The organism is Streptomyces sp. NPDC002835 (assembly GCF_053591995.1).
Genome location: NZ_JBSFUW010000006.1, coordinates 85,642 through 100,669 on the forward strand (window position 1 = coordinate 85,642; position 15,028 = coordinate 100,669).

Annotated in this window: 11 protein-coding genes and 3 pseudogenes; 3 read left to right on the forward strand and 11 right to left on the reverse strand. The window is 71.0% G+C overall.

Annotated elements, in window-relative coordinates; all coding sequences use genetic code 11:
- Positions 1 to 15 precede the first annotated feature (15 nt).
- From ACWD01_RS08750 to arfA, 6 genes and pseudogenes are all read right to left on the reverse strand, one after another.
- A pseudogene (locus tag ACWD01_RS08750) lies at positions 16 to 219 on the reverse strand (substrate-binding domain-containing protein); the annotation flags it as partial.
- A 73-nt stretch (positions 220 to 292) separates the two neighbouring features.
- Positions 293 to 661, reverse strand: a pseudogene (locus ACWD01_RS08755) (substrate-binding domain-containing protein); the annotation flags it as partial.
- Positions 662 to 847: 186 nt separating this feature from the next.
- Positions 848 to 1,744: a carbohydrate ABC transporter permease gene (locus tag ACWD01_RS08760; RefSeq protein ID WP_451159542.1), complete on the reverse strand. Its 897-nt coding sequence runs from the start codon at positions 1,742 to 1,744 to the stop codon at positions 848 to 850.
- Complete coding sequence (locus tag ACWD01_RS08765; protein WP_451159544.1) at positions 1,741 to 2,601, reverse strand: carbohydrate ABC transporter permease; 861 nt, start codon at positions 2,599 to 2,601, stop codon at positions 1,741 to 1,743. Before ACWD01_RS08765 ends, ACWD01_RS08760 begins: the two co-directional genes overlap by 4 nt.
- A gap of 118 nt (positions 2,602 to 2,719) precedes the next feature.
- Positions 2,720 to 4,072, reverse strand: coding sequence for an extracellular solute-binding protein (locus ACWD01_RS08770; protein WP_451159546.1), 1,353 nt, complete (start codon positions 4,070 to 4,072; stop codon positions 2,720 to 2,722).
- Positions 4,073 to 4,127: 55 nt separating this feature from the next.
- Positions 4,128 to 5,633: an arabinosylfuranosidase ArfA gene (gene arfA / locus ACWD01_RS08775; protein WP_451159548.1), complete on the reverse strand. Its 1,506-nt coding sequence runs from the start codon at positions 5,631 to 5,633 to the stop codon at positions 4,128 to 4,130.
- 286 nt (positions 5,634 to 5,919) lie between these two features.
- Between arfA and ACWD01_RS08780 the strand changes: the two genes are divergently transcribed.
- Positions 5,920 to 6,960 carry a LacI family DNA-binding transcriptional regulator gene (locus tag ACWD01_RS08780; RefSeq protein WP_451159549.1) on the forward strand — a complete coding sequence of 347 codons (1,041 nt, stop codon included), beginning with the start codon at positions 5,920 to 5,922 and terminating at the stop codon, positions 6,958 to 6,960.
- Between the two features lie 15 nt (positions 6,961 to 6,975).
- Here ACWD01_RS08780 and ACWD01_RS08785 read toward each other — a convergent pair whose 3' ends face one another.
- From ACWD01_RS08785 to ACWD01_RS08795, 3 genes and pseudogenes are all read right to left on the reverse strand, one after another.
- Complete coding sequence (locus tag ACWD01_RS08785) at positions 6,976 to 7,692, reverse strand: peptidoglycan recognition protein family protein (protein ID WP_451159551.1); 717 nt, start codon at positions 7,690 to 7,692, stop codon at positions 6,976 to 6,978.
- A 238-nt stretch (positions 7,693 to 7,930) separates the two neighbouring features.
- A pseudogene (locus tag ACWD01_RS08790) lies at positions 7,931 to 8,632 on the reverse strand (excinuclease ABC subunit UvrA); the annotation flags it as partial.
- 112 nt (positions 8,633 to 8,744) lie between these two features.
- Positions 8,745 to 9,956: an erythromycin esterase family protein gene (locus tag ACWD01_RS08795; RefSeq protein ID WP_451159553.1), complete on the reverse strand. Its 1,212-nt coding sequence runs from the start codon at positions 9,954 to 9,956 to the stop codon at positions 8,745 to 8,747.
- A 291-nt stretch (positions 9,957 to 10,247) separates the two neighbouring features.
- Here ACWD01_RS08795 and ACWD01_RS08800 point away from each other — a divergent pair, with 291 nt between their 5' ends.
- Entirely contained in the window at positions 10,248 to 10,961 is a 714-nt protein-coding gene (locus ACWD01_RS08800) for a TioE family transcriptional regulator (protein ID WP_451159555.1), read from the forward strand.
- 239 nt (positions 10,962 to 11,200) lie between these two features.
- Here ACWD01_RS08800 and ACWD01_RS08805 read toward each other — a convergent pair whose 3' ends face one another.
- A complete protein-coding gene (locus tag ACWD01_RS08805; protein WP_451159557.1) occupies positions 11,201 to 11,635 on the reverse strand; it encodes a VOC family protein in 435 nt (144 codons plus the stop codon).
- A 405-nt stretch (positions 11,636 to 12,040) separates the two neighbouring features.
- On the opposite strand from ACWD01_RS08805, the gene ACWD01_RS08810 reads away from it, so the two are divergent.
- Positions 12,041 to 13,138, forward strand: a complete 1,098-nt coding sequence (locus ACWD01_RS08810; protein WP_451159559.1) for a peptidoglycan-binding protein — start codon at positions 12,041 to 12,043, stop codon at positions 13,136 to 13,138.
- A gap of 264 nt (positions 13,139 to 13,402) precedes the next feature.
- Here the strand turns inward: ACWD01_RS08810 and ACWD01_RS08815 are convergent, their stop codons facing one another.
- Entirely contained in the window at positions 13,403 to 14,755 is a 1,353-nt protein-coding gene (locus ACWD01_RS08815; protein ID WP_451159561.1) for an FAD-dependent oxidoreductase, read from the reverse strand.
- Positions 14,756 to 15,028: the final 273 nt, after the last annotated feature.

Here is a 15,028-nt window from a genome sequence, read left to right on the forward strand (position 1 = left end):
GCCCCGCCGGGCGGGTCACCCGCCGCGCAGCGTGCTGGCGCGGATCTCGAGGCGGTGCGGGACGACGATGTCGAGCGGGGGCACATGTGCGGCGGGGCTGTAGACGCGGTCCGCCAGGCACTGCAGGGCCCGTTCGGCGATCTGCCGTTTGTCGGGGACCACGGTCGTCAGGGGCGGGTTGGGGTACCGCGCGTCCTCGACGTCGTCGAAGCCGACCGCGGCGAGGTCGTCCGGGACGTCGCAGACGCTGCTCCCACGCCACGTGCAGGGCGCCCAGGGCGAGTTCGTCGCTGCATGCGAAGACGGCGTCCGGCCGGGCGTCGGATCTCAGCAGGTCGGCCATCGCCTCCGCTCCGTCCCGTCGGTGCAGGGCGGTGACCGCCTTCTCCAGGGCCGGATCGGGCGTCAGGCCCGCGCGCCGCAGGGCGTTGTGATATCCCTCCAGCCGGCGCCGGGCCGTCCCGTTGCGGAGTTGCGGCTGGAGGCCGATCGCGGCGATCCGGCGGCGGCCCGTCACGATCAGGTGGGCCGTCGCCTGGTCGGCGGCGAGTACGTTGTCGACGGCCACGCGGTCGGCGGCCCCGTTCGGGTCCTGCTCGCCCAGCAGGACGACGGGCACGTCGCGGGCCCTAACGCCAGTTCCTCGGGGCTCACGGACCACGGGCTGATGATCAGACCGTCGACCAGACGCCCGTCAACGTCCTCCAGCAGCCGCCGTTCCGCCTCCGGGTCCCCGAAGGTCTGGTCGATGACGACGGTCCAGGACCGCTGCCGCGCGGCGTCGACGAGGAGGCCGGCAAACTCCGAGAAGTAGGGCGAGTATGCAGAGCCGGGCCGGCCGGCGGTGTCAGCCCTTCAGACCGGACCGGGACACCCCCTCGATCACCCAGCGCTGAGCCACCACGTACAGCAGCAGCACCGGGACACTGGCGATGACGGCCCCCGCCATCAGCAGGTCGTAGTGGATGTTGTTGGCGCTCTGGAAGTTCGCCAGGCCCGCCGGGAGGGTGAGGGACTCGGGGCTGAGCAGCACGTACAGCGGCCAGAGGAAGTCGTTCCAGTTGGCCAGGAAGGCGAGCAGGCCCAGGGTGGCGAGGGCCGGCTTGGCCAGTGGCAGGACCACGCGTACGAAGATCTGCCAGCGGTTGCAGCCGTCGATCTCGGCGGCCTCCTCCAGGTCCTGCGGGAGGGTGAGGAAGAACTGGCGCATGAAGAACACGCCGAACGCGCTCGCCGCGCCCGGCACGATCACGGCGGGCAGGCTGTCCACCCAGGCGAGTTCGTTGACGATCAGGAAGTTGGGGATCAGCAGGACCATGGGCGGCACGAACAGCGTGGCCACGATCGCCGTGAACATCAGCCGGCGGCCCGGGAAGCGGAGACGGGCCAGCGCGTAGGCCGCCGGGGTCGCGGTCGCGAGGACCAGGAGGGCGTGCGCGGTCGCCGCGAGGACGCTGTTGAGGAGCCACTGCAGCACCGGGCTGTCGCCGGCCTCCAGCACCTGGCGGTACGCCTGGAGCGTGGCGGGCGAGGGAATCCACTGCGGGTCGGTGGCGCCCGCGTCCGGTCCCGTCTTGAAGGACGTGACCAGCATGTACAGCAGCGGGCTGAGATACAGGGCCGCCACCACCGCGAGGATCAGGTGCAGCAGGGAGCGCCGCAGCCGGCGCCGGGCGGCCCGTGCGGCGGCGGGTTCGGCGGTACGGGCAGGGGGCGCGTGCCTGCGGACGTCGGTCTGGGTCATCGTTCCTCCTGCCGTTCGCGGAAGAGCCGGAAGACCAGCGCGCTGGCCGCCATCAGCGCGGCCGAGAGGACGAAGCTCATCGCCGACGCGGATCCCATCTCGAAGCGCCGCAGCCCGGTCTCCGCGATGAGGAAGATGGCGGTCTTCGTCTGGTCGGCCGGTGCTCCGCCGGTGATGAGATAGGACTGGCCGAACATGTTGGCCGACGCGAGCAGGGTGGCGTTGACGACGAACAGCGCCACCGGCCGCAGTCCGGGCAGGGTGACGTGGCGGAACCGCTGCCAGGGGCCGGCGCCGTCGACCTTGGCCGCCTCGTACAGCTCGGCGGGGATGTCCTGGAGCCCGGCCAGGTAGATGACGGCGTTGAAGCCGAGCGTCCACCACACGGTGACGCCGACCAGCGCCCACCAGGCGGGCGGTGTGTCGGTGGTCCACTGGATGTCGTCGGGCAGGCCGAGGGCGCCGAGGTAGTGGTTGACCATGCCGATGTTGCCGTCGAGCAGGAAGCGCCACAGCAGGCCGACGACGGCCACACCGAGGACGTACGGCGCGAAGTACACGGCCCGGTACAGGTTGCGGCCGCGGAACTTCCCGTTCATCAGCAGGGCCACCAGCAGTGGCACGACGAGCAGGAACGGCAGCGACAGGGCCGTGAAGAGGCCGGTCGCACGCATCGCCCGCCAGAAGCGGGGGCCTTCGACGCTGTCGGTGTCGAACAGCTCGCGGTAGTTGTCCAGGCCGACGAACGGCTTGGCCGGCATGTTGATGTCCCAGTTGTACAGGCTGATCCACAGCCCGTACCCGATGGGCACCACGACGAAGGTCAGAAAGAGCGCCAGGTACGGCGCCGTGAACACGTACGGAGTCCACCACCGGTACGACCTGGGGCGGGCCGGGGCCGGCCCGCGGCCCCGGCTCCGCTCCCTGGCGGCGGTGGCGGACGGCCGCGCTGTCAGCCGTTGCACGGCACCCGCCTCACTTCGCGTACTTCTGCTTGTTCTCGGCCAGCATCTTGTCGGCGGTCCGCACCCCTTCGGCCAGGGCGTCGGCCGGCGACTTCTGCCCCAGCACGGCCTTCTGCACGGCCAGTTCGAGGGCGGCGGTCTGTACGTCGCCGAGGCCGGGCAGCGTGGGCAGGAACCGGAACACCTCCACGTCCCGGGCCAGGGCCGTCTGCGGCAGCCGGGCCACCCCGGGGTCGGCGCGTACGGTGTTGCGGGCCGGGATCATGCCCGCCTGCGCCCATTCCGTGGAGCGCTCGCTCATGTAGTCGATGAAGAACTTGGCCGCCTGGACCTTGTTCTTGTCCTTGGCCGCCTGGGAGGTGAGCACGAAGTTGTGTCCGGCCGTCCACACGGCCGCCGTGTCACCGATGACGGGCACCGGGGACATCTCCCAGCTGATGCTCTTCGCCGTCTCCTTCAGGTCGTTGATCTGCCAGATGCCGTCCCAGGTAGAGCTCACCCTGTTGTTCTTGAAGGCGTTGTACTGGGCGTCCTGGGCGACCTGCCGGGGGCTGTGGCCCTCCCGGATCTGCCGCACCATCCAGCCCAGCGCCTCCTCGCCGGCGTCGGAGCCCCACAGCGCCCTGGTGCCCTCGGTGTCGTACAGTTCGCCCCCGAACTGCCACAGCAGGGTCATGAACATCAGGTGGGCGGGCCACTTGTTGGGCATCCAGAACGGGTGGGCGATCCCCGCGCTCTTCAGTTCCCGCAGAGTGTCCTCGAGGCCGGCCCGGTCCTTCGGCGCCTCGTCGAGTCCCGCCTTCGTCAGGTGCCTCACGTTCCAGTAGTCCGCGAGGCAGTGCACGTCGAGCGGCACGCCGTAGCGCTTGCCCTCGTACACGCCGGCCTGCCAGACCGCCGGGATGAAGTCCGACTCGGTGAGGCCGAGGGCGGAGACGACGTCGTCCACGGGGACGAGGGTGCGGCGGGCGGCGAAGGTGGCGATCTGGTCGTTGTGGATCACCGCGACGTCCGGTCCCTTGCCGGCGGTTATCGCGGTCGGCATGGCCGGGTAGAGGTCCGCCCACTGGCGGGTGATGTTCTTGACCTCGATGCGCCCGGCGTGGCGCTTGTTGAAGGCGCGGAGCATGCTCTGCATGTGCGGTCCGTCGCCGCCGGTGAAGCCGTTCCAGTACTCCAGGGTCACCTTGGGGCCCTGGTACTCGCCGCCGCTGAAGCTGGGTCCCGCGTCCGTGGCCCCGTCGTCAGAGCCGATACTGGTGCCGCCGCTGCACGCCGTCAGCAGTCCCGCGGCGGCGACCGCGGTGCCGGCCAGGAAGGTTCTGCGGGAGGCCCCCGTGTCGAGGGGAGAGGTGGTGCTCATCGTTGTGCTCCTCGGATGTGGGCCCTGGCGGGGCCCGTGGACGGATGGGGTCGGTTCAGCGGGTGGCGATGCGGACCATGGACCAGGAGACGGGGGGAAGTTCGATCGTGAGGAGACCGTCCTCGGCCTTGGTGCCGTCGAGCGGGCGCGGCCGGACCCGGTCGGGCTGCTCGGCGGAGTTGACGGCGGTGGGGTCCTCGTCGTGCAGCACGAGGTGTTCCACGACCCTGGCGCCGGCCAGGGCCCGGACGTCGGCGGTGAGGACGAGGGGTTCCTCGCGTCCCGTGTGCACGGCGAAGAGCACCACGTCGCCCGACTCCTCGTCGTGCGTGGCCGTGGCCCACAGGGTCGGGACCTCGCCGTAGCGCTCCGTCTCCACCACCGGTGAGGTGGGTTCGACCCGCAGGACCGTGCCGCGGGCGTGCCGTGCCGTCTGCGCGAACGGGTGGAAGATCGTCTGCCGCCAGGCGGGGCCCTGCGGACGGGTCATCACCGGGGCGATCACATTGGCCAGTTGGGCCTGGCAGGCGGCGCCGACGCGGTCGGCGTGGCGCAGCAGTGTGACGAGCAGGCTGCCGACGACGACCGCATCCGTGACGTCGTACACGTCCTCGATGAGTTCGGGCGCGGAGCGCCAATCCAGCGACGTCTCGCCGCCGAACCGGCTCTGGTACCAGACGTTCCACTCGTCGAAGGACAGCTTGATCTTCTTCTTGCTGCCCAGTTTGGCGCCCACGTGGTCGGCGGTGGCCGTGACCGCCGAGATCATCTGGTCCATCTCGGCGGCGCTGGCCAGGAACGAGTCGACGTCGCCGCCGACCGGCTCGTAATAGGCGTGCAGGGAGACGTGGTCGACGAACTCGTAGGTGTGCTCCAGCACCGTGGCCTCCCAGGAGGCGAAGGTGTCGATGTACGCGTTGGAGCTGCCGCAGGCGACGAGTTCGAGCGCGGGGTCGAAGCGCTTGAAGGCCCGGGCGGTCTCGGCGGCGATCCGGCCGTACTCATGGGCGGTCTTGTGCCCCATCTGCCAGGGGCCGTCGAGTTCGTTGCCCAGGCACCACATCCGCACGTCGTGCGGGTCCGCGGCGCCGTGGGAGCGGCGCAGGTCCGAAAGGGTCGTCCCCGAGGGGTAGTTGGTGTACTCCAGCAGGTCGAGGGCCTCCGCGGTGCCGCGGGTGCCGAGGTTCACGGCGAGCATGGGTTCCACGCCCGCCTTGCGGGCCCACGTCATGAACTCGTTGAGCCCGAAGGCGTTGCTCTCCTCGCTGCGCCAGGCGAGGTCGAGCCGGCGGGGGCGGGTCTCGCGGGGGCCGACGCCGTCCTCCCAGCGGTAGTTGGAGACGAAGTTGCCGCCGGGGTAGCGCACGACGGTCACGCCCAGTTCGCGCACCAGGTCCAGCACATCGGTGCGCAGTCCGTCCTCGTCGGCGGTCGGGTGGTCCGGCTCGTAGACGCCGGTGTAGACGGACCTGCCCATGTGCTCGACGAAGGAGCCGAACAGCCGGCGGTCGACGGTTCCGGTCCGGAATGCGGGGTCCAGGGTGAGGCGGGCCGTGGGCATGAGGCGAAGACTCCTGCGGGTTGGCTTGCACGGCGCACGTCACGCACGGGTGCGCCGCGGGAAGGGCGGGGCCGGCGGTCGGCCGCAGGCCGGGGAGGGCCACGGCCGTCCGCCGTCGACTGCTACGATTACATCGTTGAAACAGCGTCGTAAATAGCTAGCGCCGGAGTTCTTGCGAGAAGCTTCCGGGCGTGGGCCCGGTCGGGAGCCGCGTACCGTTGGACGCCGGTGGGGCAGGTCACGGGCGGGGAGGGCACCGCGCCGGTGCCGATGGAGGTGGGTGCAGGTGGGGGCGAGTCTCAAGGACGTCGCGGCCCTGGCCGGAGTGTCGGTCAAGACCGTGTCCAACGTCGTCACGGGCCATACGTACGTCTCCCCGCCGACCCGCGAGAAGGTCGAACGGGCGCTGGCCGTACTGGACTACCGCCCCAATCTGTCGGCCCGCAATCTCCGCAAGGGCAGGACCGGGGTGATCGCCCTGGCGCTGCCGGAGCTGGACGCGCCGTACTTCGCCGAGCTCACCCGTTTCGTGATCGCCGCCGCCGCCGAGCGCGGCTGGACCGTCATGATCGAGCAGACGGACGGAGACCCGGAGCGCGAGCGGGAAGTACTGGACGGGGTGCGGGAACAGCGGATCGACGGCCTCGTCTTCAGCCCCATCACCGTCGGACCGGAGGAACTGGCGGCCCGTACGGACACCACCGCGCTGGTGCTCCTCGGGGAACGCGTCCTCGACGGCCCCACCCATCATGTGGCCATCGACAACCAGCGTGCCGCCCGGGAGTTGACCGAGCACCTGCTCTCCCTCGGCCACACGCGGATCGCCGCGATCGGCCGGCAGGACAACCCGAGCGCCAACACCGCCCACCTGCGACTGTCCGGCTACCGCCAGGCCCTGGAGGCGGCGGGTCTCGCCTACGACGAAGCCCTCGCGCCGCCCACGCCCGCGTACCGCCGCGCGGACGGCGCCCGGCTGATGCGGCAGCTGCTGGACCTGCCGCAGCCGCCGCAGGCCGTCTTCTGCTTCAACGACCTGCTGGCGCTCGGCGCGCTGCGCACCGCGCTCTCGTCGGGTCTGCGCGTACCTGAGGACGTCGCCGTCGCCGGGTGGGACGACATCGAGGACGGCCGCTACAGCACCCCCACTCTCACCACCGTCTCCCCCGACAAGGAGCAGATCGCGCACGTGGCCGTCGGCATGCTCGATGCACAGATCAACGGCACCCGGCCGAGCCGGCGGGCCGCCGCCGAGGTGCGCGAAGTGGCCGCCGGCTACCGGCTGGTGGTGCGGGAGAGCACGGGGCCCGCGGAGCCGGCGCGGGCGTAGGCGGGGGTGCCCCGCTCAGGGCTTGCGCAGTCGCGCCACGGACTCCCTGATGACGGGCAGCCGCCCGTACAGCACGTCGCCGGGGCAGTTGGTGCGAAAGCTGTCGCGGTGTCCCGAGATGACGTCGAACACGGCTGCCTCGCCCTTCTTGTACTTGCTCTCGTCGTTCGTCGACACGAGCCGGACCGTGCCACGGGGGTCGGCCCCCGGCCGCAACTTCCAGGCGGCGACCTTGACGATTCCCGCCTCGAGCGCCGGGGGGACCGTCGTACCGGGGCCGAAGGTACCAAGTGCGGCGATGCCGATGCTGTCGGAGTTGAAGCCCTTGGTGTGCGCGCCTCGGACGGGACGGCCGACGCCGCCGGCCCTTCCTTCGTAGATGGTTCCGCAGCGGTCGACCACGAAGTTGTAGCCGATGTCGTCCCAGCCCTCGCTCTCGATGTGGTCCTGCTGCATCGCCCGCAGCATGCGGGGGACGTCGGCGCAGTCGTAACTGTTCAGATGACCGGTGTGGTGGAGGAAGACCGCGCTCACCGCACCCGTGTAAGCGGCCTGCTCCCGGACCAGGGCCTCGTTCGCCCGCCATGTCTTCCGGCTGACGATCGGGGGGCGGGGAACCCCGGGGCCGACGGCGACGGGCTCCGGCCGGGCGGGGCGCAGCGGGGCGTCCCGTATCACCAGCAGAGCCAGCACCACGGCTCCGGCGCCCAGGACGATCCGGCGGGACCACATGGGACCACCCTGCAACCCGGTTACGCACCTCTCACCGGGGTGCGGGCCATTTGGGTGAGGCGGGGCGGGGCGGCGAGGGGCGGAGGCGGCACCCTCGCCGGTGCCGGGCGACGCCCGGTCCTCCGGCCGGCACCGTGTCGAGCAGGGCCGGCCGGGGCCGTTGTCGGGCGCTACCGGCGGCCCGGAGCGTAGTCGGGCGCTACCGGTCGGGCCGTTGTCAGGCGCCGACGTACCCCGCGAGGTGCTCGCCGGTGAGGGTCGACCGGGCGGCGACCAGGTCGGCGGGGGTGCCCTCGTAACAGACGGTGCCGCCCGCCGTGCCGGCGCCGGGGCCAAGGTCGACCACATGGTCGGCGATGGTCTCGGGCTTGTGCTCCACGACGAGCACCGTGTTGCCCTTGTCGCGCAGCCGCAGCAGCAGGCCGTTCATCCGCTGGATGTCGTGGGGGTGCAGGCCGATCGTCGGCTCGTCGAAGACGTAGGTGACGTCGGTGAGCGGTGAGCCCAGGTGGCGGATCATCTTGACGCGCTGCGCCTCGCCGCCGGAGAGCGTGCCGGAGGCCCGGTCGAGGGAGAGGTAGCCGAGCCCGATGCTCACGAACGAGTCGAGGGTGTGCCGGAGCGATGTGAGCAGCGGTGCGACGGACGGCTCGGCGAGGCCGCGGACCCACTCGGTGAGGTCGCTGATCTGCATGCGGGACGCGTCGGCGATGGTGATCGCCTTGATCTTCGACGAACGGGCGCTCTCGTTGAGCCGGGTGCCGTCGCAGTCGGGGCACGGCTGGAAGGCGACCGCCCGCTCCACGAAGGCCCGCACGTGCGGCTGGAGCGTTTCGACGTCCTTGGCGAGCAGCGACTTCCGCACCCGGGAGACGAGCCCCTCGTACGTCGTGTTGAGGCCGGCGACCTTCATCCGGACCGGCTCGTGGTGGAGGATGCGTTTGAGACTTGGGACTGTACTTGGCGGGATGAGCGAGCCCAGCTTTAAAACGGGTCGGGTATGCGGGCCGGGCGGCCCGGCCTTTTCGCGGGGCGTCACGGCCTGCCGGCGGTCAGCCTGCCGGTGGCCACCACATCGGCCCCTCGGGGGCGTCCTTGACGAACACAAGGGCGTCGTTGCTCGCCAAGTGGGCCGGATCCAGCGGGGCGTAGCCGTGCCAGGGGGACTCGCGGGGTGCGGGCGGCACGTCACCGAGCGCGGCGGCCAGCCGGCGGACGTCGATGACGTACCGGTCCTCCGGCAGCGCGTACAGGAGCCCTTCGACGGTGTCCGGCGGCGGGGTCCGCACCCCACGGTGGCGGATCGTGCCGAGTGCCGTGGCCACGAAGGCGTACTCCTCGCCCAGCCGGGCGTCGACGAGCGCCCCGGCGCTCCACCATTCCAGCCGCCGCCCACCCATCCGTGTGCTGCTCCTGTCGCGCTGGAGGTGCGCGTTGTGGGCGTGCGCCAGGACCGGGCCCCGCTCGGCAAGGGCGAGCAGATTGGCGGCCATCAGGGAAGCGCGCAGGGCCAGCAGCCACCCCAGGCGGCCGGGTGAGGTGTCGGCCATCCGGGAGTGGTAGCGCAGCAGTCCGGTGGCGGTCCGTGCGTACAGGCGTAGCCGGTCCCAGCCGTCCCGCGACAACTCCGCCCGCAGGCCCGGCTCCTGCGCGTCGAGCAGGGCCGCCAGGTCGTCGGCGATCAGCCGCAGCCGCTCGGCCTCGGGCGTCCGCCCCACGGACCGGGACGGGTCCATCACCGTCGCGGGGTCGCTCCAGCGGTCGTCGTCGCCGAGCAGCCGGTCGAGCTCCTCGGCGGTGCAGGGGAGCATCGCGGCGTCGCACCGGTCGGCGAGGTGGGCGTGGAGCGCGGCGAGGGGCTGCCGTGGGCTCTCACCGGTCATTTCCAGCGGGCCGTCGAAACCGGCGAAACGCACCTGCCGCGACGCGGGCCGGCCGTCGTTGTACGCGCGCATCCAGCGGACCAGTTCGCGATTGGCCGCGGACCTGCCGAAACCGTGGCTGAATCCGCGTTCCATGACGTCGTCGAGGCTGCCCGCACCAGAGGTGACGTAGTCGTCCACGGCAAGGCCGGCCAGGCAGTCGCTCTCGATCGCGATGATCCGGTAGCCCTCTTCTTCGACGAGCTGCCGGAAGAGGTCGTTGCGCACTTCGAGGAGAATGTCCTCGCCGTGGGTGGGCTCCCCCAGGGCGAGCAGCCGCGGCCGGGCGGGGAGCAACCCCATGACGCCGGCGACGTCGATGACATGAGCGGCGTCTTCCATGGCGGCATTCATAGGCTCAGCCTTTCGCTGCAGAGGGGTGGGGTTGTACGGGACATCGGCGGAACGGGGGGCCGGAATCCGGTGGGTGACTGGTCGTCAGCGCTGGCCTGCGGCGGGTCGTCGCGGCCGGTTCCAGTTCCCAGCGTGATGTCGCCGCGGGCCGAGCGCGATGACGGAGCCCACCGGATCCGACGAATTCCCCGGTCGCCTTGGTCATGAAAGTTACACCTGAACAACGGCTTGAGCCTTTGCCCGCCCGGCTGCCGGGTTGTGAGCCGTATAGTTTCAAACATGGCATATTTCCGACCGGCCGACCTCGCTCAGGAGCACGGCATCTCGCCACAGACCGTGCGCAACTACGAGCGTGACGGTTTCCTGCCGCCGGCCGAGCGCACGGACACGGGCTACCGGCGGTACACCGAGCGGCACGCCGCGGCTCTGCGGGCGTACCGGGCACTCGTCCCGGCACACGGATACGCGGCGGGCGGCGCGATCATGCGGGCCGTGACCGAGGGGCGGGTGGACGACGCGCTGGCCGCCATCGACCGCAGCCATGCCGAACTCCAGCAGGACCGAGGCACCTTGGACGCCGTCGGCGAGGTCCTGGCCCACCTGACGAGGCGTTCGGACGGCGCATGGCGCACCCCGAAGCACGTCCAGCCCTTCAGCATCGGGGAGCTCGCCCACCGCCTCGGCGTCAGCGTGGCGACCATCCGCAAGTGGGAGGCCGTGGGCGTCCTGTCCCCGGACCGCCGACCGGAGACGGGGCACCGCACGTACGACGCCGACGACATCCGCGACGCGGAACTCGCGCACTTCCTGCGGCGCGGCGGCTACCCGCTCGAACTGATCGCCACCGTGGTCCACCAGATCCGGACGGCCGGGGACACGCAGGCACTGGCCGCGGCCCTGGACGACTGGCGGCAGCGCGTCACCGCGCGCGGCCTCGCCATGCTGAGCGCGGCGGCCCTGCTCGCCGACTACCTGGCGCAGAAGGAGAGCTGAAAGGCCTGCCGCCGGCTCTCGTCCCGCGCTGCGATGCTCGGGCTGATGCGGCACCGAGTGCGTCGGTGACCACGAGAGTCCCCGCAAGGTGGGAGCAGAGCCCGGAGAAGGCATCATCTGCCCCTCGGGTCAGGATCCGTCCGAGGGCCCTTTGGTTCATGTGCGCAATCGGTGGCTGCCGTCCGTGACGGCAGCCACCCCACTGCTGGATCGTGACTGAAGAGACGCCCTGGGGAGGCTCAGTCGAGGCAGAACTCGTTACCCTCGATGTCCTGCATCACGATGCACGACTCGTTGTCGTCGTCGGCGAGCAGTGTTTGCACGTGTACCGCACCGAGCGCGACCAGTCGGGCGCATTCGGCCTCCAGCGTGGCGAGGCGCTCTTCACTCACGAGTCCGGTGCCGGCCCGCACGTCGAGATGCACCCGATTCTTGACGATCTTCCCTTCGGGAACACGCTGGAAGAGCAGGCGCGGGCCCACACCCGAGGGATCACTGCACGCGAAGTAGGCGACCTGCTCCTCAGGCGGCAGCGAGCGATGGTAGTCCTCCCACGTGGCAAACCCCTCCGGGATCGGCGGTGTGACGTAACCCAGCACCTCGCACCAGAAGTTGGCGAGGCGCGCGGGTTCCGCGCAGTCGAAGGTGACCTGGAACTGCTTGATGGATGACATCGGCGCACCATAGCAAGGGGCTCTGTTGCTTCGCCCGGCACGGGTCCGCGGACACCGGACCGCCCAACCGGGCAGCTCGGCCCCAGTGTTCCGCGCAGGCGGCGGCAGTGCCGGCGAGCCGTCCGCCGGTGAGGGGCTCCTGGGGCGGTGGCGACTCGTCACGCCTGCCGCACTCGGCGAGAACGATCAACTGTCACGAGGTCGGTCGCACAACGCGGACATTGTCGAGGTCACGTCACCGAGTGATGCGGCTTCCGTACAGCGCTGGGCGCGGGCCGCAATCTTTGCAATCGTGATGACTCGCCAGGGACCACAGGCGGCACCTCATGAACGACGAACACTCCAGGCGCTGTTCGGCCCGCACCCGGGTCGGCATGCCACAACAAAAGAAACCTCGGGGGAACCATGTCTCTTCGCAGTCGGCTGACACGCCGCGCACAGGTCACTCTGATAGGCGTCGCCGCCGGAAGCATCGCGGCCGCAATCGTCGTCGTACCGTCGCTCACCGACGGCGACTCCTCGGAGTCGGCGACCGTCGCCGCGCAGAACGAGACCGACTACGGGCCCGAGCCCGAGGCCAACAGCAAGCTCGTCACCCAGGCGAGCGAGCTGACGACCATGGCCACCGGCACGCTGTCGCGCGACACGATGATCAACCGGGCGCGCACCTGGCTCACGGCCGACAACGGCCGCCCGGTCCCGTACAGCATGGAGCGCAACTGGAAGGACGGCTACCGCCAGGACTGCTCCGGCTTCGTCTCCATGGCGCTCGGACTGGGGAAGCCCGGCCTGAACACCGTCGGGCTTGCCGATTCCCGAAACGGCGTCACCAAGCGGCTCAGCAGCGTGAGTCAACTCCAGAAGGGTGACCTGCTGATCGACTACAGCACCACTGACGGCGACTTCCGTCACGTTGTGATCTTCGAGAAGTGGGCCAACGCGTCGCACAGCGCCTACTGGGCGTACGAGCAGCGCGGCAGGTACGGTACGACCCACCGGCAGCTCAAGTACGGGATCGGCAGGGACAACTACGACCCGTTCCGCCCGGTCAAGCTGGGTGGCGGCGGCGGTGGCGGCGGGCAGGTCCCGGCCCCCAGCGCCTCCTGGCCCATCCTCAAGAGCGGTTCCAAGGGTTCGGACGTGCGGTCCGCCCAGCAGCTGCTGGCCGCGCATGGTTACTCCATCGGGGCCGACGGCATCTTCGGCCCGAACACCCGCTCCGCGGTGATCAAGTTCCAGAGGTCCCGGTCCCTGGCCGCTGACGGCGTCGTCGGCCCGAACACGTGGTCCAAGCTGATCAAGACGGTGAAGTCCGGCTCGTCCGGCAACGCGGTGAAGGCGGCGCAGACGCAGCTGAACGTCTACGGCTACGGCCTCGCGGTCGACGGCGGGTTCGGCGCGAAGACGAAGTCGGCGACGATCGCCTTCCAGCGCAAGCACCGCCTGCAGGTCGACGGCGTGATCGGCCCGAACACCTGGCGCGCCCTGCTCGGCACCCGCTGACCCGAGCGGCCCCGGCGGCCGGCCGACGGCTCCTTTCCCACTGGGCCCGCAGTGGGAAGGTGAGCCGCACTTCTACCGCGAGGGAACTGGAAGAACACCGGAACCGGTGGCTACGGCCGCGGGGTGGATGCAGGACGACGACTACTGGCTCGACCTCGACACGGATTCACCGCACCCGCAGACGAGCACCGGAGCATCTCTTGCCGGATGGCCGAACGCTGATCCGCGGACCGGCCCGGAGATGCCGCCGGCTGCCGGCCTCGCTCAGGTCCCCGGTTCCTCCGGTGTCGCCGGCGGCTCGGTGGGCGTCGGCGCGGGCGGACGGAAGAGGACGGCCCCGGCCACGGGCGGGGCGAACAGGGTCGTGACAGGAGCGGAGAGAGTCAGCACGGACCGGAAGGCGCGCCCCACGACGGCGTCGCCGGCGTAGCGCTCCTGGACCCGTCGCAGGTACCAGTCGGCGACGCTGTCCGCGGGCCCGGCGGCGACCGCGTTGCCGACCGCGCCCGGCATCTTGCGGTCCGCACCGGCGGAGATGTCCCACGCCTGCCGGGACGCCGTCAGGAGCGACCGCTGCACGCGCCGCGTCGTGGGGGTCCGGCGCGGATCGGCCAGTGCGTCGCGCAGGGCGACCGCGCTCATCGCGGCGACGGCCATCCCCTGTCCGTAGATCGGGTTGAAGGTGCACAGGGCGTCGCCGGTGGCGAGGAATCCGGCCGGGCGGCCGGGCAGGTCGTAGCGGCGTCGGATGTTCGCGGTCCGCCGGTAGCCGAACGCCGGAGAGAGTGGTTCGGCCTCTTGCAGCCACTGGTGCAGGAGCGGATGCGGCAGCCTCTTGGTGTACGCCACGAACTCGTCGTCGTCCGTGGGCGGTTCGTCGCCGCGCAGCCCGGAGACGATGACCAGATGGGTGCCGTCCTCCAGCGGCAGCGCACCGCCGCCATGGACCTGGGCGGGGTCGGGGTAGACGTAGTAGCCGACGGTGTCGCCGTCGAGGACGCCGCTCCTGCCGCGGTAGACGCGCGAGGCATACGCGAGCCCGGTGTCGATGGTCTCCTCGTGCGGGGCCTCGGCCCCGATCGCCGTCAGCCACTGCGGGGCCTTCGTGCCGCCGCCGGAGGCGTCGACGACCAGGTCGGCCTCGAGGGCCCGCCGCTCCCCGCGGGCGTCGCCGGAGCGCTCCCGCAGCAGCACACCCCGCACACGTGAGGCGTCACCGAGGAGCCCGACGACTTCGGTCCCCTCCACCGCGCTGATCACCGGGTTGGCGAGAACCCGCCGCCGCACCCGCTCCTCGAGCTGCGCGCGGGAACCGGTGTAGATGTGCGTCGTCGCGGGCAGCCGCCGCAACCAGCGCCCGGTCTGCCACATCACCATGTCCGACGGCATGCCCACCCTCGGCGCCCCCGCCGCCCGCAGCTCTGCGAGGAAGCCCGGCAGCAGCGACTCCAGAGCCACCTGCCCGCCCTCCAGCAGGACATGTGGATGCCGGCCCTGCGGCACACCCGGCCGCGGCTTCATGTCGTCCGGGAACCGGTCGCGCTCGACGACGGTCACCCGGTCGGCGTGTCCGGCGAGGACATGTGCCGCAAGCAGCCCCGCGAGGCTCCCGCCCACGACGACCGCATGCCGCCCGCCCCGGCCGCGGCCCACGCCCCGACGCTCCGTCTCTCCGGCAGAGTCCACCGACTACTCCCCTGGTCGCCACATTGCAAGAAAGGACCAGTATCCCTTTCTGCAGGGCCAGTTGACCGCGTTCCCCGCCGCTCCGCGCGTCCCGGACACACCTGCCGGGTCACTCCCCCGGCCCTGCTCCGCACTGAGCGGCAGCCGCCTGGGTTCGGTGACGTCGTCCTGGTCGTGGTCGTGCTCGCCCATGACTCCGTCGTC